The following is a 25,320-nucleotide window of genomic DNA, read 5'->3' on the forward strand; positions in this document are numbered from 1 at the left end:
TTGCTTGGTCATCAGACACCTCTTCATGGCGAGTATTCTCGCCTAAATCAGTGTCCGGGTTCATTAGACCACTACACATGTACTCGTCATGGTCTGCCATTGGGCGATAGTTAGTGCGCGGCAGGTATTCCTCAGGCAGGGTTTGGAGGTCAATGATGTCGTAGTGTCCTTTCTCGGTGGAAACTTTGCGCGGGGTTTTGTTGAAAGGGTTTGCCAAGAAAAAGTGGGGCCCAGACAGAACCCATTCCTCAGGACTAGCGGCAAAACCAGATTCATTGTTGACGCGACGGCGTATCGTTCCGTCGTGCTGCTGCATGGTTTCATGCCACATTTCGGTGGAGATATAGTCATTTCCCAAATCAGCCAGTCGATACGGGAACCGGGCCAATTTACCCAGGACGCTGTTCAAGGCCCCTACATGCAGCGCAGGCAAGCGGGCGTGGCGCGGCGGGGTGTTCGGTTCATCGTAAAGTTCGGCGAAGGTGGCTAGAGCAGCATCGTCCACTCTCACTATGCGGTCGCGGTGGCCATTGGTGTTCCACTGCCCACTATCGCTCTTGATGCCGCCAGGCAAACCTTCACCGTCATGTTGGTAGCAACCATCAATTGTTGATGGAAGAAAAAGGTTTGCCAAGCTATCAAATCCTACCTTGGCCCGCTCTGGCCCGTAGACGTTGATGCTGTATTTTTCCCGGTGACCAATCGGGAAGAGCATCATTTGATTCTGGAACTGAAAATGTAGACGGAGACGCCTGTATGCGCTCTCTCTCAGAAGCCGCCCCTTTGCATCGTCATAAAGTCCCTCCTGATGCAGCAAGCCTGCCACTCCGTTATTGCTTACAAGCCACCAGGAAAGCGGCATGAAGCACTTGTACAAATTGGTTTGTATGCCCTTGAGTAGCGGGTAGTTCTGCTCCGCGCTCAGGAAGTTTTGTGTACCTTCGGCCTCCTGCAATTCATCCGCCCAAGCGACTTGCAGGTCAGGAAAGTCTTTGAACGCGTCGGCGCGTAGCTTGGCAAGGTCGCTCGCGCTGATTTTGCGAATGGCAAAAAGAGGGTTGCGCTCACCCAGAATGCCGGCCTCGTTCCACTCCACCTTGAGCCAAGGCGGGTTCCCCAGAATTAGGTCGAAGCCCCCACGCTCCAGCAGCACATCGGCGAAGCACAGTTCCCAATGCATAAAGCGACGGTGTTCGGCCACCGCTTCCACCTCTGCTATGCGCGGGAAATGTTGCCGCAACTTGCTAATGCGCAGTTGCCCAAATTTGTCGTGCAGATTCGACCCACTTGCTATCTGACTCAACTGTCGCTGGTCTTCAAAACCTGCCAAGGTGCCCTGCACGTCATGAGTGAGAACCTGCGGCTCTTCAAGTTCACTCGGCTGTAGGTCGAGCCCCTGCTGGAGGGTGATGTCGATGACATTCCCTTCCAGTATGGCCCCCACTTCCATCCACCAGTCTTCCCGGCTAGGCAGGTACTGGCTACGTGTGATGGGCCAGAACCACAGGGCACACCAGTAGTCCATGACCAATTTGAGGCGCCGGAATGGTGTGGCCAAGTCACCGTCTTCATTGAACAGGCCTTGTTCGCGTATTGCCTCTTTCTGGGCACGGGAGACGTTGTGGGCACCCTCTCCATCCTCCAGGCTGCACTTGTATGGCCAGACGGTCAGCGCGTCTTCGGTGCGCGCGCGGTCACGTGACAGGCTCACGGCATGCTCCGCCCAGAGTTCCTCGACACGCTGACTCAATTGTTGCAGGCGGACCGTTTCATAGTTGGTCAGCGGCGCTGTCACGGCCTTGCGCCATGCTTTCAGGCGCTCAAAGTCTTGCGGGTACAAGGCTTTGGCCACCTTGTCGGAGTAATTGGCCATTCCGGGGTCGGGCAGCAGAAAGTGCCAGATTTCGTCGCCCCGGCGCGGCTCGCTGGCCATAACTCGACGCGGTGACTCTTCGTGCCAAGCGGGTTTGGCGCCCTTTTTGACGGCAGAGGCGTTGTATACTTGGTGCCGCGCACCGATGAGGCTGTTGCCTGCAAACAACTGATAGCCAAACCAGGGCACGCGGGCGGGCAACGGGCGCCCGTGCTCGTCGATTTCGCCGTAAATGGCGTTGAGCCAGATGGAAACTTCCGCCAACTCGACCGCAACGGGATTCAGGTCCACGCCAAACACATTGCGGTCAGCCAGATACATGCGCACCTTTTGCAACTCTTGCGCGTAGTCGTCGTGAGGTATGCGAAGCCCCAGCTCCGCTTGTTTGCGCTCCAAGTAGGCTTCGGAGAGTTGATTGACGGCCTCGTTCAGGAATGCAGCGCTGCCCATGGCAGGCTCGCAAATGGTGAGCGCAAGTATGTCGTCGGCATTCTTAACACGGCCGCTGCCCAGCAGCTCTTTGAGAGAATATTTGACCAAGCATTTGGTCAGCACTTGAGGGGTGTAGTAGCTAGCGGATTTTTGCCGGTCACGCCCCGCCAGACGGTAGATGAAGCTACCCCGCTCATGCTTGCGCAGCACGCGGTGCCCCGCGTCGTTGGTGTCGAAAACTCGCTCATCCTCCTTGTAGTCGTTCAGGCGATTAGCAGGAACAAACCAGGAATTGTCGAGCAAATCTGCGCCGTTGACTTCAGCACGGCCTGGCCGGCCGAGGTCGACAGCTTCGTCGCTGTCGTCGCCCGCTTCCACATCCTCATCGCCTTCGTCATCGCCGGCGGAGACACGTCCTTTCTTGGGGGCGGGCTTGACTTCGTATAGGTCTTCAGCGGCAAAAAATCCCCGGTAACTTAGTAGCGCCTCATACACTGCGCCCAACTGGTTGATGGACAGTAACTGGTAGCTGACGCGCCCGCTCCGTTTGCCCTTGCCCTGCCCGCGACTGAGTGACATGAGACGAATGATGCGTTGCCAAACATGGTTGGGAAAGCGTACCTTGCCCAGCAACGGCATGGCGCTGTCGTCGAACAGGCGGCTGTCCAGCGGGGCAAGGGCGAAGGTGTCCTTTGCGCCGGCCAAGGTAGCGCCTAATTGGTGCTGCGTCGGCTCGCCCAAACCGCAACCTTGGGCCACCAGCGTAAACAGGCGACGAAGGGTAGCGTCGAAGTACAGGCCATTTCGCGCGTGGGGAGTCGAGAGCGGCTGCATTTCTAGGTCGCGCAGGCTCTCCAGGCTATAGCCTTTGAGGTAGACCTCGCTCTTGTCAATGGGCACGTAGCCCAACTCGGGCCTTGCCTCGATGTAGAACATGAACAGCAGCCGATACACCATGCGCAGGCATTCGAGGCTAAGGTCGGCGGGGTCGAGCTGGTCTTTGCCGCTGAAAAACCCCTTCCTGGCGTCAGATGCCTGTTGGCGCAGCTGGTTGGCGGCTTCATTGCCCAACCGCTCGATGGCTTCGCGAAGCGCGTATTTGAGGTCCTCGCTCACGCCAAAGGCATGTTTGTGGGCGTTTTCGTCGAAGGATTCGAGCAGGCCGTTGCCCTCGCCAGGCGCCAAGCTGGTTTTGTGCAGCAATACGGCGGTGGCCTTGAGGGTATCGGTATCTTTGCGGTCGAGGATGTCCGCCCAGTCAAAGCGCAGGGCGCGGTTGTTAGGCCACTTGTAGCGGTCTAACAGCAGCCATTGGTCCAAGCCCACCAGAAGCACATACCGGGGCGCGGTTTCGGCGCCAAAAACGGCGTCCGACAGCATGTCCGCCCAGCTTTCACCATTCAGCGCATTCGGTACAGCGTCACCACCATAGTGCAGGCTCGTCAGCGTATGGTCGAGAAGGTCTTCATTTTCGGCACCGGGCCGATAGGCAGGGATGACGGCCAGTTGCGGCAGTTGAAGAAACCAGAACGGAATGGGCAAGCCTGGCACCAGCTCGTAGCTATTGGTTAGCGTAGAGGGCCTGGCGTATCCCAGGGCTTGCAACAAACCCGCCTGAATTTGGCTAAAGAGCTGCCAGCGTTCGGCATCGTCACGCACTCGTTGGATTTGGCTGCGCAGACCAAACCAGCGCTGTCCCCAGGCGGACAGGCGTTTTGGAGGCGCACGGTGGACATCGTCGCCCGGGTGAGCGGCTTCTTCGGCATCCCAGGCGTCGAGGCGGGCCTTGATGTCGCCCTTGAATACCTCGGCCAGATAGTGGTGGCTGTAAAACTCGTTTTCGTTGGAAATACCAGCGAAAGTATGAACGGCGTCCAATACGGGCATGTCAGTCTCCGGCAGTGGATGAGGACATTGGGGCAGGATGGCAGACACCGGCGAGCACCTGAATCCAGGGCTGCGGCTCGGTGGTCAGGGTGTCCTGCACCCACTGGCGGTAGTCGTCAAAAACGCGATTGATTTGCTGGCTGCGCTGCTCGAAGCGACCTCGCTTAACTGTTTCGAGTTGGCGCTCCAGGTCGAGCGTGAGTTGCTCAATCTGGCGGCCTTGCAGCCGTTGCAGTTCGGTCAGAGTACCTTCCAGGCGTTGCGCCAACTGGCTGGCAAAGGCGGTTTGCTTTTGCAGCATATGCACGTGCATGGCGTTGACTGCCTCTGGCAAGGCGCCTTGCATGGATGGGATGGCATCCACCAACTCGGGTGAGTGGCCCCGATTGGGCAGGCCTCCAGCTTTGAGGCCGGCTCGGAACACAAAGGCCTCAAAGGGCTCCAGCACAAAAGCGCCCTGCCCCGCTCCATCGGCAACTCGACTAGCCACTTGCCACTCCACTAACAGCGGTTGCCCCTTACGGTTAGGAACCAGACTCATCAGGATGAAGGCTTGTTCGCCCGGTTGCAGCTTATGGCTTTGTAGTATGGGAGCGCGATGGCGGCCGAAGTGCGTAAGCAGACGGTCGCCCAGCCAATCCATGACAGGGTGCTGCGGCCACAAGTAATGCAACTGCGGCCAGGTGTCGTCTTCGGCCCGAGCCTGCCGAGCGGCTTCAATCGTCTCGGCCATGCGCTTCGTGTCGGCACACAGAGAATAGTGGTCATTATTGGCCTGCACCTCGCGCGGCAGTTGGCGCAGGCGCTCCTGCAGGTCTGGTGGCGCAGTGATGGCGATGATTTGTTCTTCGTTGTGCGCCACCCATTGACACAGGGTTTCTCGCTGATTAAGTTGGGTGAGCGCAGTTTTCGCGTAGTGGAAATCGCTACTGAACAAAGAAGCTGGCTCATCAATGTCGTGTAGAGGGTTGCCAGACTGTTGCGCGGGTACGGAATTGGCGCCATCGGCCTGAGTAGCATCGGCACCTCCACCAAAAAGTTGCATCAGCCAGTCGCCGTCGTTGTCGTTTTCGGCCGTAGCGGCTTGGTCCAGCGTGGCGTCGACCTGTTCCGGGCTTAGGCCGTCAGCCATGAAGCCGGTGACTTTTTCAGTTTCCTTATCTGGGTCGTAGACGTTGAGGAAAGCAGACGGGTCGCCAAGGTTGAAGTTGGCTTGCTCATCCTTTTGCTGCAGGATTTCCAGGATGCGCAAGTCGCCCTTGATTTTTTCGTTCACGGTTTCGGTGAACAGGTAAACAATATGCGGCTGCCGTTGTTGACCATAGCGGTCCACGCGGCCATTGCGCTGCTGGAAGACCATCAGCGACCAAGGCAACTCGAAGTGCACCAGGCGGTGGCAAAAATAGTGCAGGTTAAGGCCTTCGCTCGCTACGTCAGAGCACAACAGCACACGCAGCGGGTCGTCCAAGCGGCAAAAGCGCTCCACCAGTTCTTGCTGTTCGGTGTCAGCCATCTGGCCGTGCAATACCTCGATTTGGCCGGACTTGAGTTTGAGGTCGGTAGCAAGCTGCTCCTGCAGCCAGCGCAGCGTTTCAATGCGCTCCGAAAAGATGACCAAGCGGTCTGAGGCATCGTTCACCTTCCAGCCGAAGTCCGGCAACCGCAGTTGCAGCAGCAGACGCTGATATTTGCTGAAGCTGCTGGCACTTGCATCTTGCGTGAGAGCCAGAAGTGCATCTGCCAGCACTTGCAGGCCGCGTACCTCGTTGTTTTCATCTGCTGTGGGGCTGGTTTTGCCTTGCAGCAGGGCCATGCGCTTGCGGGTAGACTCCAATGCGGCCGCCGGGCTGGAGAACAGCGTTTTTTGCAAACCGATGCGTTGCAGTTCTTGTTGCCGCCCTGCCTTGCGTTGCCCGCCTTGCGTGAACGCCACGTCCAGCAAGGCGTGGTAAGCAGCCTCCTCCGATGCACTGGCTGGATGGCGCAGGCAAGTCGTTTTGCGCTCCTGAAAGTCAGCGCTTACCTGGTCGCGAATATCCTTCTTGAAGCGCCGAATCACCAGGCCCTTGCTCCGAAAATCGTCCGGGGTATAGTTATCTAGGTCGGAAATGGCGGTAGGGTCCAGCAGACTCATCAACGAGGCAAAGCTGCGCGCTGAACCGTCGTGTGGTGTGGCAGACAGCAGGATGAGCGTGTCCGACCGAGTCGCCAGCAGCTTGGCCAGACGAGCGCGGCGAGACAGCCCCGTCTCTCCCGCGCGCGCAGCGACGTTGTGGCATTCGTCAATTACGATGATGTCCCACCAAGCGTTTTCCAAATAGTTTCGGTACTCGAGATTGCTCTTGAGCGTATCGATGGAAATGATGCTGCGGTCGAAGTAATTGAATGGATTGTGATTGGCCGGGATGCGGTTGCGTACTCGTGCCAGACCCACCGAGTCCAGCCGCACCAGCGGGATGGAGAAACGACTCCACCATTCTTTCTGGAACTGCGTGAGCATGGCCTTTTGCGTGACCACGAGGATGCGTTTGCCCCGGCCGCGCTGTATCAGCTCGGTGCTGAGCACGCCAGCCTCCAGTGTCTTGCCCAGACCCACGGCATCAGCAATCAAGATACGCGACCGAGGTTGACGCAGGGCCTGCAGAGCAGGGTCAAGCTGGTAAGGGACCAGATTCATCACGCCCCGGTGTCCCAAATGAATGCGCTCGTCATTGGCGACGCTGCGGCGGCGTAGACTTTCCAGATACAAGAGCGTGGCGTTGTAGGCGGAACTGACGTCTGGCACCAGCTCGGTCTTCGCCGGGTCGAGGATTTCGATGGCATCTTCCAACCTGGTCAAAAACAGGGCTGAACGACCACGAACCAGGTCAGAAATACCGTCGCAGGTCAGCAACCAACCACCATCGGCGGCAGGGTCCACGCGGCGGATGAGCCACTCTTCGTCACGGATAACAGCGCGAGCCCCGGGTGCGAATGGAAGCATATTAAAAATACGGTTGCTCTATTAATAGAATAAAAAAGAAGGGCCAATCCCCGAAATTTGACAAGATGAGAGGGCGGCGAAGCCGGAATGAGCCGCCTCTGGCGGAACCAGCCGCTCTCGAACCCCTCTCCATGTTTGCCTGGCAACCCTAAGTTCGCTTCTCCTCGCTGACGAACGCGCACGCATCGAACTCACACGGATACACGTCTGCTCTGACGCAAAGCTCCTGAACAGCGTCGAGGGTAAAAACATAGAAATGCTTACAGGCAAGGGATTGTGCCGTAAGCTTTATGGGGAACCCCAGCTTTTGCAGGGCCTTCGACACGCGCGAATCCAACGGGATTTCGTATTTGGTAAGACCAAGGGTCTGCAGGAGATTTCTCGACTGCTTGGGCCCCAATCCAGCATACTTTTTAGCAAAATATTCTGCAACACAACGCTCTTCTTTGCGACTAACGTCTGCACCCAACAGGCTACTGAGTTGAGCGGTCGCATTTCCCCATTCTCCCTCTTGTAGCAGATGAACCGTCTCGAGCATCTGTTTCGCTATAGTTTTATTTCTTCTCAATCCCGCACCGCGCAGTTCAGCTTCAATTTCACTCAATTGAAACCCCTCACCGCTCCACGCCGAAAACCTAAGCAGTTCGCTCCTTGATTTTAAAAATTTCGACACATACGAGTCATCGCCGGACGATTGCTGAGTCGTCACCAAGCAACCAACATAGGCACGCCAAAAATCATTCTTTTTAACACCCTCCCGCGCACCCCGCACGTTTTTCTCAACACGACCTCGAACGAATGGGTGGGCTCGATGCGCGCTCACAAACTGCCGAACTCGCTCGACGTCGCTATTCTCAAATTTCCACACAATCTCCATGACGCCAACATCCCAATTTTTTAATAAATTTTACATTAAATTCACAGTATCAATCTAATTTGACACATCTACCCAAGACCATTCATCTCTCTGTGACGCGACAAATATTTCATAATTCTTGGCTCAATTTTTCGCAAACACATCCCTTCGCGCAAACCCAAATCCGCCTTTTGTTGAGCTGACAAACTTTTTGAAAACAGCATTCGCCCTTCGCCATTGAATCCGATGAAACCACTATCAAATAGTTTGTCTAGTGTTGCCACCAGCGGCAGCCCGTTGAAATGGTCTAGGCGTTGCCGATTTGTGGCCAATTTCCAGGGCAACGCGTGCGAAGCGACCAGCACTTTTTCTACCGTGCAACCGGTTACCGCGCACGCCCCGCCCCACCAACGCAACATTTTCCTGCGATATGAGCCCTGCCCCAACCTCGCCTCTATCAGTGCCTGCCTTACCGTGAGGGGCTCATTGCGGCATTGCTCCGAATCGCACGGGGACTTGTCTTGCTCATCTTGAATCCCATCGGAGGCCATCGGCGTGGCGGACAACATCTCCAGGACGGACAGCGCTTCAAAAACCCGCTCACGCAACGTAAGTTGATAGTGACCGTTCTCGTCTTTCTCCTTTGACGGGGTGCACAGAACGTACACTTGATTTGCCAACCCACTCACCCCGAGTCGCCGGGCAATAAGCCCTCCCAGTCGCCCGTACTGTGAGTTTCCTGCCTCATGCCCATCGTAACCACCCAGCGCAGCCAATCGCTCCATCGACAGAGTCCTGTTGGGCGCAAGTGCATGACCAACGAGCATTTCGTATTGTTCGGCGGTGAACACGCGACTGGCCTCAGAAATGGCATCAGCATATTCGTTTACCGTTATGAGAGAAACAAGGTCCGGGGGTGTCTCATCGATGGCATTCGTGGCAACGGCCGGAATATCCGGGATGTTAGCTTCGCCAGGAAATACCGATTCCGTGCCGGAACGACCTGAAAGGACGTTCAGCAAGTAGCTTCTACCGTCAACCTGAGTCAGTTCCAAAACATCCCCCGCACGTGCTCCTATCGCCTCGAGATAGTGCCTCACCGACGCCCCCTCTCGGAGAAATCTCGGCCGTCCGTCCGGATACGTAAGCACGTCCGTTAAATAGCTATCTCCATTCGGCAAGTTCACTTCAATACACTTCTCGCGAGGAAGCCGTTTATGGCCGAACACATCTGACGGGAAAATCGTGTCCGATTGAGCGACCCTTACTAGCCCCCGCTTAATATCGTTGGCCGTTAAAATTTGTGTTTTCTTCATTTGTAATTGACTTTTTGTAGGCGCTACTGGCTTGTGCCATCAATTGCTTCCGGAGTAATCCCGGACCCAACATAGAGTATTCACCAATGCCATTTCCTCCGGGCTCGAACACCCGATAGTCATTAGTGCGGGATTGGCAATAAATAACGCCAAGCACTTCGCCCGCGAGATGGCCACATTCAACCGGTTCTTGCTGTACAGAAAGCCAATATTACGTGGAAGATAGTCGCCGCTGGAGGTCGCCATCGAGATGATGACCACCTCGGCTTCCTGGCCCTGAAACTTGTCGACAGTTCCGACCCGTGCCCCTTCCGGCAAGAACTGCTTCAGGAGATTGACTTGCATGTTGTATGGGGCCACCACCAGAATGTCATGCAAAGCCATTGGGTGCTCATTTCCCTGCTTGTCGCGGTACCGTTGCTCGAGCAGACTTGCGACCAATTCCTGGACCAATGATGCTTCCTCCTCGCTACGCTGGGAGCAGGCATCATGCTCCATAGGGAGGTAGCGCAACCCCGTGGGCGCCAGAGCAGGATGAGCACCTGCTGACAGCAACAAGCTCTGGTGTGTATTGTTCGGTTCCGGCTCAAGACGGCCGTCGTACACGGCATCGGAGATGAACCGGCAGACGTGGGGATGCATGCGCCAAGTCGTGCCCAGGAAAACTCCGCGTTCCGGAGGGATGGTGGCCATGCCCTGCAGCAAGTAGTCGAGGGAGGAGTCCCCCGAATGCCCCGGGTGCACGCCCTGGACGGGCTGACCGAGCTGCATCTGGTCCCCCAACAGCACGAGGTTCTTGGCGCTAGCTCCCATCGCGACTAGATTCGCAAGTGCTACCTGACCAGCTTCGTCGATAAACAGGTAGTCCAGGGCCTGGTCCAGGTTGGGGTCGGCAAAAAGCCAGGCGGTGCCGGCTACTAACCGGGCGCCGGCTCCCAACGCCATCACCACGTCGTCGTTGTCGAAGACATCGGAGATGTACTTCCCCTCGAACATCGACTCCGCTTTACCTTTCGTAGACTTCTTGACCCCATGGAAAGAAAACCCCTCGTTACCGGCAACCTTCTCGACGCCTTCAAGCAAGTTATTGATAGCTTTGTGGCTATTGGATGCAACGCCCACGCGGCAACCTCGTTTCATCAATGCGGCGATGACATGTGAGCCGGTGTACGTTTTGCCTGCACCCGGTGGTCCCTGCACAAAAATGTAGCTGCTATCCAGGTCTTCGATGGCATCAATAATCTGAGGCAGCGCATCAGCGGTGTCGGGTACGATGGAAGCACCCATGGGCAGGCTGCGGATGCCGGGTAACGCTCGGGTGAGAGCAGCTTCAATCGCTGGATATGTTTGGTTCCCTTGCACAATGCTGTCAGCAAAGCGAAAAATAGCCTCCTTAAGCTTATCGGTCGACACAGGCCTTCCTGGCCCGAGGCCGACGTCGGGCGGTAACGCCTCACGGTCGGCGCTGCGCTTAAAACTTACACGGCGATTGTCCGCATCCACCGTGAGGTCTCTCACCGACTCGCCAGTCTGTGTAATGGTGGCGGGGTCGCCAGTCTTAAGCTTGGATTCCTGCTCGGGGAAAACATACGTATACAGAATGGAGCGCTTCTCCGCGCGCGGTGGACTCTCCGGGTCCAACTTCAGCCCAGCAATGCACTCCCCGTCTTCTAGCAATTCATCCGTGGTCATTTCCATTCGGGAGAACATCGCCCACCATTCCGGCTTGGCAGCGCGACGATGGAAGTCGAGAAGCTGGTATGTAAGCTCTTGGAGCTGCTCTCGCTCTCCCCAGGATGCCCGGTCAGCCGGCAATCCGTCGACCAACTGTTGACGATAGAGCATGAGACGCTTCTCGTCTTCGGTCATCTCCCCGACTATAGGTCCGCTCTGGGCCGAGTCAGATGCACCCAGCGTTGCCCAAGGCATGCCGGCTGGACGCAACGTCAACAGCCACTCTCGCAATTCGTATGTCGAGCGAACGTCATCAAAGTTGTAGTCCTCGATGTCCTTGAGGTACTTAGGGTCTCCCGTTTCTTTCCAGTGTTCGTAATAGACGATACTGGCCCCCGCATTCTTTACATCACCGGTACGCTGCTCAAGGTAGAAATGTTCGATGTTTTTGATGGAGTAGCGCGGCTCGGAGACGCGAACGCCTTCGCGCACCACCTTGTAAAGGTCCACGAGCTTGCGGGCACGCAAGAGGTTATCCACTTCGGCCTCTCGAGTGCCATGCAAGGACATCAGCTTCTTGAGCGCCGTTTCCTCGTACGAAGCATAGTGATATATATGGGCTGCCGGATGCTGCTGGAGCCATTCCGTCACGAAATCCATGAACTGCTCGAAGGCAACCTTCTCCTCTGCGCGGCTATGGGCCCAGAACGGCTTGAACTTGGCTTCGCCACTCTCAAACAAGTAAAGACCGAAGAGGTATTCGAGTCCACCTTCCTCAAGGGGGTTACCCTCCATGTCAAAGAACAGGTCACCGGCATCTGGAGCGGGCAACCGGGCGAAGCCACGGCTAGCGTCCGGGTCAACAGGGAGCAGCTCGAGCTGATTCTCCCCAGTCTGTCGAGCCTGATACTGGAGCGATGCTTGATGACGAAGCTTGTCCAAGGTTTCCCTGGCCATTTTGGGAATCTTGGCTTCGACTGGGAACTTAGCGAGCGCGGCCAACGTCGGCACGCCGGCCTCATGGAGCTTCTTGGCTTGAATTTTGGTGATGTTGGCAACCTGGCAGAGGTGGTCGTCTGCCAGTCGGCGCTCGTCACAAAGACCGCTCCACTTGCATTGGCCGCACTTTGCGCACGGGTCGGGATACGTTTCGACTGGGTCACCGGTCACCCTATCCAAAAAGCGGTCAATCAACAGACTGAGATACTTGGCATAGTCAGCACAGCGGAACGAATCCTCGGTCTCGTCCCCCAAGATTACGCGCATCGCCAGAGGCTCAACGCCTTGGGCCTTTTCCAGCAACGCCGAGTAGAAACCGAGTTGAACGATGAATTTGGCCTTGGTGGTCCGAGCCAGCTTGGTATCGAGAACTTCGTAGCTGTAGCTGCCCAGGTTGGAGGGGCGAGAGACCTTCCGAAGAAAATCCGCGTGACCGATGAGGCAACCGTCACGCAATGTAGCCTGGTAGATGATTTCAACACCTTCGCGCATCGCTTCCAGGGTGGCCGCAATCTTTTGCTCCAGGCTCCCACCGAGGCCGGCGATGTCGACGAATGAACTGTGCTGGGCCTTGAGCGTCTCGACAAAGCGGGCCTCGTGTTGATGCCCTTTGTCCTGAATCAGCTTTGCTTCGTCGCCGTCTTTTGTGCGTGGAAGCGGGGCCTCCAAGTCGATAAGGTCTAGACTCGTAAGGTGCTCACATTCGAGGAAATTCACCAGGTCAGACGCTGAGTAAGCGATACCGCCGTCTAGCTTTTGCATAGTGCTCCCCGAAATTTTCCCACTGTTACCAGCGTATTGGACCGCCAGCTCATGGAATGAGCCATCTCAAAAATTCGTCAATGCATCCCGCAATTTCTTGCCAACCATCTCCCGAAGCGAGACCGGCGAGACGACTCGAACGTCGGGCAAATGTTTGAGAATTTCCATGACCAATTCGGTCGGTGCGCTATAGGGAACGCGCAGGTGGTAGGTCCCATCGTCGGCAAACCAGCCCCGCTGTTCCGCATGCCATGTTTCGTGCGCAACCCAACGGGCGCGCTCCGGCGAGAAAGCTAACTCAGCCCATTCCACGCTTTTCCCAGCGAAAATCCCATACCCACCGTCCAAGGCAGCGCAGATTTCTTTATCCGATATTTCCTTTGCCGCTTCCTGCCCTAACCGGACCCCTCGTATGGCGTCAAGTCCAAAGCTGCGCAGGTCATCGCGCAAATGGCAATACGCGTCCAAGTACCAGTTTTCCCGGTAGTAAGTCAGGCGCTGGGGAGAGACCTCGCGGCGAACAGTCTCATCGCGGCCCTTGCTATAGTGGTCCAAGACAACACGGCGCCGCTGAAGCAGCGCCGTCGAAAGCGGACTGAAATGCTGGGGTTCATAGGTCCGCGCGTTGACTCGTTGCAGCCGAATCCGCTTATCCACGGCTTCGATTGGGACCCCGTCTTGGTCAAGCAGCAATCGCAGCCGGGAAAGCAGTGGGTCGATATGCGGAGCGAGGATGCCGGGCTCGAGATTCTTGAGCAACTGCTGCATCATGAGCAACGCATGTATCTCAGAGGCGTTGAACCACAGTCCTGGCAGCTCGTATCTATCCCCCGCCCCTTGCTTGTCGAACCGATAACCGCCCTCATCGCGGTCCCAAACGATGGGAGCGTTAAGACGGTCACGAAGATATTCGAGGTCTCGCTTGAAGGTGGCCAGCGATACTTCCAGCTCTTCCAGGAACACCTGCACTGGAACGACCTGCCGTTCCTGCAGGAGATGGTCAATGCGGTATAGCCGTTCCGTCCGATTCATCCTAGCTCCAAACGACTACTCTCGGTTGACTCGCTGGGGCCGATGCCCCACGGTAATGACTTTGCCACCGGCATCCATCACCGCGTTGACATCCTGTGCTGGCGTCGGGCCCCTGAACACGCTATCGCCAGCAGCCAAGCAAATCCGTTCGCGACACCTATTGTTTAGGTACGACACTCTCGCCCCTTTGTAGGTATACATCGTTGTCCCGAACTCGTAGGCAATGCATCTTCCGGGCATCGATGTTGCCGACGCCAAATCCTCGCGTGCGCGGTCATCTTGGCACCACAGGGAGCTCGCTGAAGTAACCCAGCGCTCCCATTGTGGAACCATTCCAAGCTCACGAGATGAGCTAGTTGAGCATTTTATCGACGTTTATCGAACGGCGTCGATAGATGTCGGGAAAATGCCACATCAAACGTGCCTCAGCCCTCTTTGCCAGACTGGCTCACTCTATGAGCCACATGGAGCCTGAGAATACCCAAACGAATACTGAAAGGAGCACGTGATGAAAATCAGCGCTAACTGGGTTTCGTTAATGCTGCGGCGCGAAGGTGTCTGGCTCACAGCCGAAGAACGGCAAGGAGCTGCAGCACACTATCGGGACGTTCCGGCATACGTCCGGCGGGGTATGCGTATTCCTGAATTGGGGTGTTTTCTCAGGTCGGTATCGCAACAGTCAACCGAGCCTCACCACTCGCTTCAATTGGATTGGGCCAATGATACGGCGTTCCAAGCATTAACTATCTGGCCAGGTGAAGGTTCGGCAGCGCGGTAAGTTGATGTGTGCCAAGCCATTACCACTCGGCAGGGCAGCGTTCGAAACGGAAATCTCGACTCTTTGGGGGGCTGAATGGGACTGGAACATGTTGGGCACGCCGATATTGTGCGATTCGCTCGCGCGCGCGTAAATCTACCGCAAGAAGACGCAGATGACTTGAAGGGTCAAGCGCTGCGGCTAACGAAGCGGCTCGAGAACTATCTGGAGGAGCACCCTCAGTTCGAGCTGCGTCGTGTCATGTTGTCTGGCAGCTTGGCCAAAGGCACCGCGCTCCAGTCCACTAGCGACGTTGACGTCGGTTGTTATGTGTCGTCGGACTCGGCGCCGCATGAAATTGGGAAGCTTATCGACTGGCTCGCCAAAAAGCTTGAAACCGCTTTTGCAAATCTTCAGCCGGAGCAAATTACGAGGAAGGATTATTCGGTTTCGGTCACCTTCAAGACGACCGGGAATGAAGTCGACGTTGTGCCTATTCTCTACGACGGCGACAAGCAGTGGCGTGGTTATCTTTACTCAAAGGATACCGGTGATACCCTGCTGACCAGCATTCCAATGCATCTCGAGTTTATTGCGAAGCGCAAGCAAGCAAACAAGACGCACTTCAGTCAGCTCGTGCGACTCATTAAGTACTGGGCGGCAATCCAGAAGCGGGAAGTCGAGGGTTTTCGGTTCAAGTCGTTTATGGCTGAGCTAATCCTCGCCCATCTCGCCGACAGAGGCGCAGCATTGGGCGACTACCCCGGCGCTCTCGCCCAGTTTTTCAATTTCGTTGCTGCAGACGAGTTTGCGACGACTATCGCATTCTCCGACTACTACAACCCCAGTTCGTGTGCCAAGACGAGCGACACGGTCCGCATCTGGGACCCTGTCAATTGCGAAAACAATGTCGCAAAACTCTATGACGAGAACAACAAGCAACTCATCGTTGAGGCCGCACTCGACGCCGGTGATGCCATAGCATCCGCCTCGCGGGCGGTCACAAAAAGTGAAACAGTCCGGTATTGGCAAAAGGTCTTCGGCCCTTCCTTCAACGCGTGAGGCTTGGATGAGCGAATCGAGTTCGACCACTTTTACAGAATCGTTCACTGTCGTTCACGCACGGCACATCGCGTCTAAGGTCGCGGCCGACTTGCAGCGATTTCAGGATTTCTATGGGGCGCCCGCAACCGAATGGATAAGCCGGTACGAAGCAGAGCTCGTCGAGGTCCTGAAATATGATGTGCTTGGCACCGTCACCTACGGCTTCAAGCGTGACGGCCTTTGGACCAGAGCGGCTGTCAAATACGTGGCCTTGCCCGGCGGCACATTGGTAGAGAACCACGACCCCGGCCGCGTCAAGCCCAACCTAGATGTCGCAGGCGCGAGTTTCACCTCCTACCTGACACATAACGACCGTTGGTGGCAGTTATCAGATGGCCAAAGGGCGTCGATTCGCGCGTCTCTGCCTTTCCAACGTGGCACTGGAAACGAGCCGCCTCTTGAGTCCGGGCGCTGGGAAACGGACAAAAGCTATCTTGCTGGCGGCCGAGGAATTGGCCGAAGCTCTGTACGGTAACCATGACAAACGAACAACCACCAAAAAACGAGCTGTTCGACCGATGCCTCGAATTCCCCAACGTCGCAGCCAAGAAGCGACTGGCGAGACTTGTCGGCATCGAGGACATCAAAGAACGACTCACGAAGTTGCTCGGCATCCTTGTTAATCCACAGGGACCAAAGGAATGGGCGAACAAATTCCACCCGGCCGCCGCGATTCTTCTAGACTACGTCCAGCGCAGGCCGCCGCTTGTCATCTTGGCCGGGGACGTCGGCACAGGGAAGACCGAACTCTCCGAAACGATTGGTGATGCCGTCGCACGCGCCGAAGACATCTCGGTCACGCTTTACCCGTTGAGCTTGGCTACGCGGGGAACTGGAAAAGTCGGCGAGATGACGCGTCTGGTTTCCGCAGCGTTTGACACGACATTGAGCGCCGCGACGAAATTGCAGCGCTCAAAGGGGAAGGCCAGCGGGGGCGTCATTCTACTCGTTGATGAAGGTGATGCGCTGACTCAGAGCCGCGAGAACGGTCAAATGCACCACGAAGACCGCGCAGGCGTGAATGCGTTCATCCGAGGTGTTGACCGCTTGGCAGAAAGCGGCGTGCCTGCAGCCGTAATCTTGTGCACGAATCGCTTATCCGCGATTGACCCCGCCGTTCAGCGGCGCGCCGGCGAAGTTTTCCAGTTCGCTCGACCAAACGACATTCAACGACGTGCCGTCATGGAAGCGCCCCTAACAGAGGTCGGCTTCACGCCATCGCAAATCGATACGTTGGTTTCGTTGACTGGCAAGTCAGCGGACAGTGCCTTCGGCTTCACATATTCTGACCTCACGCAAAGGCTACTCCCGACGCTGGTGCTTGACGCGTACCCGAGCAAAGCAGTCAAGTTCGAACGAGCGGCCGAATTGGCACGCGCGATGCGTGCGACGCCGCCGTTCCAGAACTCCCCGACTTCGTAGGAGCCCACGGTGACGCTAGCCAACTCCGCCCGGCGGGAAGGAGATGCATTCCAGGCACGTGTCTTCTGGATGCACGCCGCCCAACTCTTGCTCCCCGACTCTCATATGGTAAGTGTCGGCTTCGAAATCGGCCCCAAAGGGTTTGATGATATTTGGGTGGAGTATGACGCCCGACGTGCTAGAGAACACGTTGGTCATCGAGTACTGCGGGAGCATATCCAGTGCAAGTGGCATGTGACACTCGATGAATATGGTTACGCCGACCTTGTACGGCCCGATTTCATTAATGCCAGCACCGTGTCGTTTCTGGAAAAGGCTCATGCGGCACAACTCGCCTGCTCTACTGGCGACGATGGCGTTTTGTTCAAGCTGCTCACCAACTGGACTGTGGCTAAGGCCGACGCGTTGCGCCCCCTTATCCGGCAACGTTCCGGGGCGTTGAATCTTGAACATCTATTCGACGGTTCCACGGACCGCAGTGCAAGGGGGCAGTTGCGCAAGGCGTGGCGTGACCACCTCAATGTGGATGATGACGGTCTGCGTAGGCTTGCGTCGACCCTCAGCTTCGGCGTCGCACGCGATACGCTAGATGGCGCTCGCGAAATGCTGGATATTTACTTCCGCCTCGCGGGGCTCCGCCGCATTCCAGCTAATGAGAGCTCGTTCATCTACGACGACCTCCCCTTCCAATGGCTATCCCAGGGAAAGCTGCAATTCGGCCAGTCAGAACTACGCGAGGCATGTCTAACTCAAGGCTTGCTCGAGGGTGCGCCTGGTGAACGGCGAACCTTTGGCGTCAAATCGTTTGAGCACGCCTTCGACCGACTCGAAGGCCGCTGCTGCAAGGTGCTTAACCTTGTTGACAGTTTCGACACTCGATACATCCGCGAGCAGAACGACTGGAAAGCCGACCTGTACCCACGCCTTACGGCATTTTTGACGGATGCGGCACGAAACAACGAAGCGCTGCGTCTCGTCCTAGACACGCATCTCACATTAGCATTTGCTGCCGGCTCCATAGTGAATATCAAATCCGGCCGAGATGTTGAGCTTGCACAGCGGACGTTAGGCAGCGATGTTTGGCGCACCGATGATGAAGTGCTGACCATGAACCATGCACGGTGGCAGCTTGAAGGTACTATTTGGGAACCAACCGCTGCTGATATAGCCGTTGCCGTGAGCCTGACGCATGACGTATCGGCTGCCATGCAATCGTTCATTGAGCGTACGGCACTGCCCGTCCATACGGTGCTCCGCGCGGCGCCAGATTGTGGCAGCAGCAATACGGCGATAAAGAGCGGCGCACACGCCTTTGCTTTGGCGGAGCAACTCGTTGCGCAAATCCGTGCGGAGAAGCAAAAGTTGCAGCGACCGGGAGTTGTACACTTGTTCATTGCGGCGCCGGTCGCCTTCGCATTCTTCCTCGGCCAGAGGCACGTGTCCATCGGCAAGTTGACCTTGTACGAATTTGATTTCGAAAACCAAAGAGGAAACGACTACTGCGCGTCGCTCTCGCTGCCCGTTTGAGCCAGTTTCCGTTCGCAGCGCCGGAGAGAATCACACCCAATCTGAGCGAGCACTACGCGCGATTCCGAGAAAATGGCGTCCCAAACAAGCCGTCGGGCCAGAAGAGCCGGGCGCGCTTGGGTCATGCTGTACAGCCCACCGGCCGAGCCGATTCGCTGCCCGCCATATGACTCAACGCGACCCCACAAATTCTCTAGGCTTTGCCCGCACGCGATATTTCCTTGTGAAATCACTCACTTGCAGCGCACGCGTGCACCACATACAAAATGTATGTTTGCCCTCCGACGTCAAGCCGGGACGGAATGTTGCAGGGGACGGGATGCTATTTGTTCTGCAAAGATGCTCACTTTTTGCTCATCTACGCAAAATCAATAGCAATATCAGGAACGCGTCTGCCCAGTCACCGAGAAGCAACTGTCGGTTTCCCCGGCGCGTCTGCGCGGCACGTGGACCATGATATATGGCAATATCGGTACCTTGTTTGGGTGCGTGCGCGTGTTCATTCCGCGCCGTACGCTGACCGATGAGGCCGAGTTCAAAGATTGAGCAATCGGAGGCGGAGCCCCCGATTTCCGAAGAAACTCAACGGCCGCCCAGTTTGCTCTGCATAGTCCATTCGTTAGTTTTCTTGCACAAAGTAAGGGAGATACGATGAAAACACCAAAGCAAGTGCGCGATGACATTCGTACCCTCGCCCTGCACCTTGGTCAGGTCCGCGAATCGCTGCTCAAGCGTTCGGGCCTCACGATTGCGCAGATTGGCAAAGAGTGCAAACGGACGGCGGATGCGATTGATGAACTCTTGGCGGCCCAGGAGTTACCGGAAGACTACAAGGTGGCCGTCGTCGGCCGTTTCAAGACAGGGAAATCGTCCTTTGTCAATGAACTGCTCGGCGCACGACTGGCCAGCGAGGATACTAACCCTGAGACTGCGGCGATTACCATGTTCCGTCATGGGACGCAGGTCAAAGCAACAGTTCGCTTTGTAGCACAAGATGAGTGGGTTAAGCTACAGGCGCTGTATGGCGAAGATGCTAAGCATATCGATGCGCATCGGGTTAAGGTTTGGAACGGCTTCGGCAAGCCAAAGAAGACCCGAGACGGTGAGCCAGAAGAAGTTTTTGATTTGCCAGCTCTGGAGCGACAGTTCATCAAGCCTGGCGGCTACACCATCGAAATTTGCCTAGCGGCTGACGGAAGCAGGCAGGCTGAGACTGAGTTTCGTAGGAAGCTCAAGGAGTTCACGTCGGGTGCGAAGCCGCACCACTGTCTGGTTGAGGCTATCGAAATCACCTCTCCGGCGCCGATTCTTGATGAGGGAGTGCTGCTCATCGACACCCCTGGCCTCGACGACACCGAGCGCTTTCGTGTCGGCTTGACGGAAAAGACCGTCGAGGATGTCGACGCCATCTTATTCCTCACCAAATCCGGTGTGGCGTACAGCCAGTCGGAGAAGGAATTTCTGCTTTCCCTATTGCGCAAGGGCACGGTCAAACAGCTGATTGTTGTCATTACTCAGGTTGACCAAACCTATGAGCAGCATGTTCGCTTGGCCGATGACAACGACGAAGAGCCGGAATCGCTCGCACTGCGCATCCAGCGCGAACGGGGCCGAATTGCCGCCGAAATCAATGCGACACTCGATGGCCTGAGTCACGATGACTCGCCCGCGATGCGGCGCTACCGAGAACAGTTGGGCGACGTCGAGATTGCGTTCACGTCGGCTGCCCTTCACCGGGATTGGAAGGCCAAAAAGCCGGTTCAATACGCCATCGACGAGTCCGACCCTGGTGGGGTCGAGCGGCTAAAGGCGCAGTTACTGCGACTGCTGTCGACGGAATCCAGGCTTGCGCTCGCCGCTCAAAACATCTCCACCGGAGCGCGAACGAGCCTTTTAGACCTGCAGGCGGTTCTGCAGACCAAGCTCGTCGCCATTCGCGACATCAAGGACAAGGAGGTTGCTGAGCAGAAGCTCCGCACCTTTCGTGACGAATTTGGGAAGACTAGCGCACGATTTGAAGGGGCAGTTAACCAGCAGGTGACACTGCTCGCTGACCGGCTGCGAGGCAAGCGCACCCAGCATGGAATTCTGGTCGAGAACATCGCGCTGCTCGCGGAGCAGCAGCTCGTTGAGTTCGAGATGAATGATGTTGGGCGGCACTGGCGTACACGCCGGTCGGGCTACTGGGGCTACATGCATGGCTTTCAGACCCGCGTCGCTAACCGCATATTTCCCAAGGTGCAGCAGATGCTCGGGGAGTATACCGAGCTGTTCTCGGCGTTCGCAAAGAGCTTCGAAGTCTATCTGACAAGCCTTTCGCAGGAGGGGGACAAGATTTCCGACTCGCTGGAGCTCGGCTCAACGTTACCCTTTGAGGTCACGACCAAGCTGAGGGATTCTCTGGAGCGCTCGCTTCAGGGCGCGCAGGAGCTCATCGCCACAGAAGAGTTGCGTGTGACGACCATGCTCAATGACTTTGTCTCCGACGAAGTGTCTGAGCGAATTTCGGAGCGGCGTGCAACGGTGTCGTCCATTTGGGGTGGGGGTACCACCGACAGTCAGTCCGCCGAGGTTCTCGCATTTTACCGCGAAGTCAAGGCGCTTCTGGCGCAGGCGTTGATGAGCCATCTCACTGCGCGGGGACTGGAATTCGGCAACTTCTTAGTGATGGAGGCGGAAGGGGCGCCTCGCGATGCTTTGAATGAAGTTCAGGTGTTGCTCGAACAGGCGACCGACAACATCCGTGCTGCTGCTACGGCCCTCGTGGTGGGCCAAAAAGAGGCTGTCCAGTCGCTGGTCGCCGCGATTGAAGGCGATAACGCAGACGTGCTCCGTCGCGCAGACGAACTGATGCAGTTGGGCACCACCTCGGTGGACGACTCGATGAAGCTGGGCGTATCCCCGGAATCGCATGCGGTGGATAACGACTCTTTGCGCGTAGTTGCGCCCGACACCGAGTCTACCAGGACCACAGCCGTCGGTTCCGACGCAATGTCAGGAGGCTGGGCGGCAAGCGTGCAGCGTGACGCCACCGTGGTTGTCAAACGCATCCGTCTGCAAGACGGCTCAGTCGGTTGGCCGTACGATAAGCTTTTCGAGCCCACCTACTTAAAGGGGGCTGTGCGCATGACGCTCATTGACCCTTATTTGGCGGCACATCATCAGATTCGGAACATGAATGAGTTCCTGTTGCACGTTGCCGAAGCGGCGCGTCCCAAGGAAATCGAAATCATTACCGGGTTCGCACCGACAGAGTCGGTGGCTCACCAAGAGCGCGCCATCGACAACACGGCCAAAGACCTCTTCCAGAATTTTGGCGTGCTGCTGAAGGTGCGGCGTGAGACTGGTCTCCACGACCGATACTTGGTGGTTGACCACGGCGTGCTCTTCAAGTTAGGTCGGGGACTGGATATCTACAAGCCGGCGATGGGGTTAGCAACGCACCGTCCCGCGAGTCGGCGCGTTCGTGAGTCTGAAATTGATGTGTTCGCCCTGCCCGGCCACTTCTTGACCCAGCAGACGGAACGTTAATTTATGGCATTCGATGCGGGCGTCAGTGGCGCCGCACCTCTCGGCCAGTGCGGTTCGACTCCCCTTAGCTCGCACATCCGCCGACCAGACCGGAGATTCTGCGCTGCGGAAGACGCAGTTAATCGGTGGTCGGCCTTGATTTATAGGCCTCATCGAAAATATGCTCCAGCCCCGGATGTACCCCTCTGAGACCATCCACCACGGCCTTGGCCCAATCGAAGTACCCCTGCCTGCGTGCCAAGTCCCAACCGGCGGGCGGACTGGCAGCGACGTCACGCAGGTTGCAGATTTTGTCAGCCAGCTTGACCAGCTTCGCTCGGCGGCTGATGTGAGGCGCATGCTCGATTTGCAGGCGCTTGCGCTCCGCCTTACCCAATGACTTATCGTCGGTCACTTCCAGCACGATGTCGGCCACCTCTTTTCCGAACTCGCGCGCAAGTTCTTGCCCAGTCGTCTCGGTATCTTCAACGGTATCGTGCAGAACAGCGGCCATCAGCACCCGTTCGTCCTCGACGGACGCCTCGTTGGCAAGCAAATCAGCCAGAGCAATCGGATGGTTGATATAGGGCGACGCCTCGTGGTCCTTGCGACGCTGATTACGATGTTTTTTTGCCGCGAAGGCAATAGCTCTAATGAGATTTTTCATGTGCCGTCTGTCGGTCCGGTGGAAATCACATAACGTATGCTACCGCGCGGCGCTCACGCCGTCGTTGCGCTATCCGAATGGACGTCAGAAACGTTTGCGTTGTGGGTCGTAGCTGCGCGGCAAACTAGAAGAGCCGGCATCGCACCGGCTCTTTTGTTGAGCGCCGACTTACTTCACCGCAGCGGCCTCGCACTTCTTCATAAATGCGGTCTTTGCCGCACCGGCGAGCGGCTTACCGTTCTTGCCAACCGCTTTCGCATCGCAGGCCGCTGAGGCGGAAGCGCCACCGCCGCTCTCGCACTTTTTCATGAATGCCCCCTTGGCAGCCCCGGCCAACGGCTTGCGCCTCGCAGTTGGACGCCGTGAGCGCCAATTTGACTATTTCCCACAAGGCGAAATTTGCCTAGTATTGCGATTCACAAATGCAGCCCGCAACTTCCTGCTCGAGACACCGCTGTCGAGCTACCAGAAAATCGAACAGCAGCCTGACGGGTCCACTATGGTCACCGGAACGGTCACGTTCAGTGAACGGTTCCGATGGTGGCTTCGTGCATTTGGACCATACGTTGAGGTTATTGAGCCTGCGGCACTACGGGACGAATTCGTGGAGGAGGCGCGAGCGGCTTATGAATTGTATGGACTATAGAAATTCGAGGTAATGGCGAGAACGATAACCCGATACTTATGCCACAGGCTGGTGAGCTTGCGGCCACGGCAACCGAGCCCAAACCAGTAGATTGACAAAAATCACCACGTTTACCGGCGAAGTTGCAGATACCATCGAATTGCTGCCCCGCACAAATCGCACAACCTACGACGATAGCCGGCCCGTGAAGGAAAGGAAATGGCAACTACAGCTTCTGTCACCCAGGAACAGTTTGAACGCTTCCTGAGCGACCCCGTCTTAACTCGCTCAACCGAGGTTTCCCGCCGGATTGATGACATCTTTGACCTCATTAACCCTAACGAGAATCAGCACTCCAGCATCTTGCAGTGGTTATTTGACCCCCGAGAGGGTCATGGCCAAGGCGAAGCCATTTTCAAAGATTTTTTGGTTGCAGTACATGAGGCCAACCGCGAATCCGCAAAACCACAGGGCCTGTTCCAGCACTGGAGTCCAGGGAGGATTGCCGTCACGGGGTTCCAGTCCCTTATTGTCATCCGCGAGAAGTCAATGGTGGGCAGGGGTCGCCAAGACTTGTTGCTCGTCGACCCGATTCACCGGTTTGTCATTCTTGTTGAGAACAAGGCAGGGGCTAGTTGGAGAGGCATCCAACTCGAAAATTATCGTAATGATGCACTGGCTCTGAAGAAACGCGGCGGGCCTTACTATGGCTATCAAGTCGGCTTCGTACTGCTTGACCGCTACAAAGATGAGTCCACGATTTTCGACGACAAAGAAATTCGGCACTGGTCGTATCTCGACTACATGTGGCTGGAAAAGGCTGCCCGCCGAGCGGAAGCTCGTGTTGAGCGCGGCGTTGAACCTGGCCAGCAACTCGTTATCTCGTACTGCCGGCGTCAGGCAGAATACGAGTCCAAAGAGGAAGCTGAGCTAGAGGCGCTGCTTGCGCAATTGGCGCGAAACCATCGAGAGGTCGTGGGTGCTATCGGTAGAGCGCGTAGGCGCAAGTACCTCCCCGCCAAAGACCTGGACCTCGACGATTTCGGTAGCCAGCTATGGGCTTGGACGCATCAATACAAGGAATTGGCGGAGAAGCTTGAGAAACAAAAGTCCCTATCCTTTATCGGACATGAGCTGAGCAAGGCTGCGCCAGGCGAACAGCCGAAGTTTGACCTTCGGAAGCGCGCGATTTTCGTCACAGATGCCTCTTGGTTGAAGCTGATGACGGACACACCGGACGCACGTGGCGACTGCTTTTGGCCGGTCTGTATCCGTGTTCTCGAGATGAAGTCCAGCGAAGACTACCGGGATGAAGAGGGGCCGGAAACGCCCCGCAAGTACTCCATCAACGTGAATTTCAGACCCCCATTTCTCAAGGAAGGTCTCGAACCCGAGGTGCGTGAGGCGCTAGCCGCACTGTACGACAAGGAACTGGGCGCCCGCATCGATGCGAAGCTGCGCCGCATTGGACATACACCCCATAGTGAAGAGAATTTGCCTAAGGCGCTACTCAAGCGTTACGAAGAAGTGCACAACGTATTAAAGCCTATTATCGCGAAAATTGAAGGCTGAATTGGCCCCCCATCGGCAGCCCATAACTCTAATGTTATGGCACCGAGCCAAGGCCACCGCTACCGAGCGCTGGGGCCTTACCGTGTATGGGGGAAACGAAGATGGCGACCTGTACTTTGGAGTCGGCGAGCGGGTGGACAGCCCACGCACGAAGGTCACGGAAACCGCCTTCCCGTTTACAACGGTAAAACCAAACTCCCCTCTCTAGAGGAAGAATTGCGCAAGGAGCTTGATGTCAAAGATGAGATGATGGGCGTGCGTTCACGTCCGCCGACAGGTGTGGCAACCACTTATCGTGATTGGCGACGCTTGGCCGAGCTGC

General features: G+C 56.6%; 14 protein-coding genes. 7 read left to right on the top strand and 7 right to left on the bottom strand.

The window, feature by feature from the left end; translation table 11 throughout:
* The 6 genes from PTE30175_RS24215 to PTE30175_RS24240 form a co-directional block, all read right to left on the bottom strand.
* Positions 1-4,192, bottom strand: a 4,192-nt coding sequence (locus tag PTE30175_RS24215) for a DNA methyltransferase family protein (RefSeq protein WP_224788950.1), incomplete at its 3' end; no start/stop codon positions are given.
* Position 4,193: 1 nt separating this feature from the next.
* Positions 4,194-7,175 (bottom strand): DEAD/DEAH box helicase, encoded by a 2,982-nt coding sequence (locus PTE30175_RS24220; RefSeq protein ID WP_150699627.1) that lies wholly within the window; start codon positions 7,173-7,175, stop codon positions 4,194-4,196.
* A gap of 148 nt (positions 7,176-7,323) precedes the next feature.
* Positions 7,324-8,052: a hypothetical protein gene (locus PTE30175_RS24225; RefSeq protein ID WP_150699628.1), complete on the bottom strand. Its 729-nt coding sequence runs from the start codon at positions 8,050-8,052 to the stop codon at positions 7,324-7,326.
* A gap of 68 nt (positions 8,053-8,120) precedes the next feature.
* Complete coding sequence (locus PTE30175_RS28880; protein WP_224788951.1) at positions 8,121-9,347, bottom strand: HNH endonuclease; 1,227 nt, start codon at positions 9,345-9,347, stop codon at positions 8,121-8,123.
* A 39-nt stretch (positions 9,348-9,386) separates the two neighbouring features.
* Complete coding sequence (locus PTE30175_RS24235; RefSeq protein WP_150699629.1) at positions 9,387-12,782, bottom strand: TM0106 family RecB-like putative nuclease; 3,396 nt, start codon at positions 12,780-12,782, stop codon at positions 9,387-9,389.
* Between the two features lie 66 nt (positions 12,783-12,848).
* The gene (locus PTE30175_RS24240) at positions 12,849-13,814 is read right to left on the bottom strand and encodes a helix-turn-helix transcriptional regulator (protein ID WP_150699630.1); all 966 of its coding nucleotides are present in this window, start codon (positions 13,812-13,814) and stop codon (positions 12,849-12,851) included.
* 853 nt (positions 13,815-14,667) lie between these two features.
* On the opposite strand from PTE30175_RS24240, the gene PTE30175_RS24245 reads away from it, so the two are divergent.
* The 5 genes from PTE30175_RS24245 to PTE30175_RS24265 all read left to right on the top strand — a co-directional run bounded on the left by PTE30175_RS24245 (position 14,668) and on the right by PTE30175_RS24265 (position 22,155).
* The gene (locus tag PTE30175_RS24245; protein WP_150699631.1) at positions 14,668-15,633 is read left to right on the top strand and encodes a CBASS oligonucleotide cyclase; all 966 of its coding nucleotides are present in this window, start codon (positions 14,668-14,670) and stop codon (positions 15,631-15,633) included.
* Positions 15,634-15,640: 7 nt separating this feature from the next.
* Positions 15,641-16,150 (top strand): HORMA-1 domain-containing protein, encoded by a 510-nt coding sequence (locus PTE30175_RS24250; protein ID WP_150699632.1) that lies wholly within the window; start codon positions 15,641-15,643, stop codon positions 16,148-16,150.
* 2 nt (positions 16,151-16,152) lie between these two features.
* Complete coding sequence (locus tag PTE30175_RS24255; protein ID WP_150699633.1) at positions 16,153-17,097, top strand: AAA family ATPase; 945 nt, start codon at positions 16,153-16,155, stop codon at positions 17,095-17,097.
* Positions 17,098-17,106: 9 nt separating this feature from the next.
* Positions 17,107-18,624: an SAVED domain-containing protein gene (locus PTE30175_RS24260; protein ID WP_150699634.1), complete on the top strand. Its 1,518-nt coding sequence runs from the start codon at positions 17,107-17,109 to the stop codon at positions 18,622-18,624.
* A 651-nt stretch (positions 18,625-19,275) separates the two neighbouring features.
* Positions 19,276-22,155, top strand: coding sequence for a dynamin family protein (locus PTE30175_RS24265; RefSeq protein WP_150699635.1), 2,880 nt, complete (start codon positions 19,276-19,278; stop codon positions 22,153-22,155).
* A 118-nt stretch (positions 22,156-22,273) separates the two neighbouring features.
* On the opposite strand, the gene PTE30175_RS24270 is transcribed toward PTE30175_RS24265, so the two are convergent.
* Positions 22,274-22,801 (bottom strand): HD domain-containing protein, encoded by a 528-nt coding sequence (locus tag PTE30175_RS24270; protein WP_150699636.1) that lies wholly within the window; start codon positions 22,799-22,801, stop codon positions 22,274-22,276.
* A gap of 307 nt (positions 22,802-23,108) precedes the next feature.
* Between PTE30175_RS24270 and PTE30175_RS29300 the strand changes: the two genes are divergently transcribed.
* On the top strand, positions 23,109-23,447 hold the full coding sequence (locus PTE30175_RS29300) for a WYL domain-containing protein (protein ID WP_150699637.1): 339 nt from the start codon (positions 23,109-23,111) through the stop codon (positions 23,445-23,447).
* A 198-nt stretch (positions 23,448-23,645) separates the two neighbouring features.
* Positions 23,646-24,998: a PDDEXK-like family protein gene (locus tag PTE30175_RS24280; protein ID WP_150699638.1), complete on the top strand. Its 1,353-nt coding sequence runs from the start codon at positions 23,646-23,648 to the stop codon at positions 24,996-24,998.
* The last annotated feature ends 322 nt before the right edge of the window (positions 24,999-25,320 follow it).

It is taken from the genome of Pandoraea terrae (assembly GCF_902459695.1).
GTDB classification, from domain to species: domain Bacteria; phylum Pseudomonadota; class Gammaproteobacteria; order Burkholderiales; family Burkholderiaceae; genus Pandoraea; species Pandoraea terrae.

Bases quoted from the DNA above. Each gene is read 5' to 3' on its own strand.
- PTE30175_RS24220 (WP_150699627.1), bottom strand. From the start codon at position 7,175: ATGCTTCCATTCGCACCCGGGGCTCGCGCTGTTATCCGTGACGAAGAG.
- PTE30175_RS24225 (WP_150699628.1), bottom strand. From the start codon at position 8,052: ATGGAGATTGTGTGGAAATTTGAGAATAGCGACGTCGAGCGAGTTCGG.
- PTE30175_RS28880 (WP_224788951.1), bottom strand. From the start codon at position 9,347: ATGAAGAAAACACAAATTTTAACGGCCAACGATATTAAGCGGGGGCTA.
- PTE30175_RS24235 (WP_150699629.1), bottom strand. From the start codon at position 12,782: ATGCAAAAGCTAGACGGCGGTATCGCTTACTCAGCGTCTGACCTGGTG.
- PTE30175_RS24240 (WP_150699630.1), bottom strand. From the start codon at position 13,814: ATGAATCGGACGGAACGGCTATACCGCATTGACCATCTCCTGCAGGAA.
- PTE30175_RS24245 (WP_150699631.1), top strand. From the start codon at position 14,668: ATGGGACTGGAACATGTTGGGCACGCCGATATTGTGCGATTCGCTCGC.
- PTE30175_RS24250 (WP_150699632.1), top strand. From the start codon at position 15,641: ATGAGCGAATCGAGTTCGACCACTTTTACAGAATCGTTCACTGTCGTT.
- PTE30175_RS24255 (WP_150699633.1), top strand. From the start codon at position 16,153: ATGACAAACGAACAACCACCAAAAAACGAGCTGTTCGACCGATGCCTC.
- PTE30175_RS24265 (WP_150699635.1), top strand. From the start codon at position 19,276: ATGAAAACACCAAAGCAAGTGCGCGATGACATTCGTACCCTCGCCCTG.
- PTE30175_RS24270 (WP_150699636.1), bottom strand. From the start codon at position 22,801: ATGAAAAATCTCATTAGAGCTATTGCCTTCGCGGCAAAAAAACATCGT.
- PTE30175_RS29300 (WP_150699637.1), top strand. From the start codon at position 23,109: ATGAATGCCCCCTTGGCAGCCCCGGCCAACGGCTTGCGCCTCGCAGTT.
- PTE30175_RS24280 (WP_150699638.1), top strand. From the start codon at position 23,646: ATGGCAACTACAGCTTCTGTCACCCAGGAACAGTTTGAACGCTTCCTG.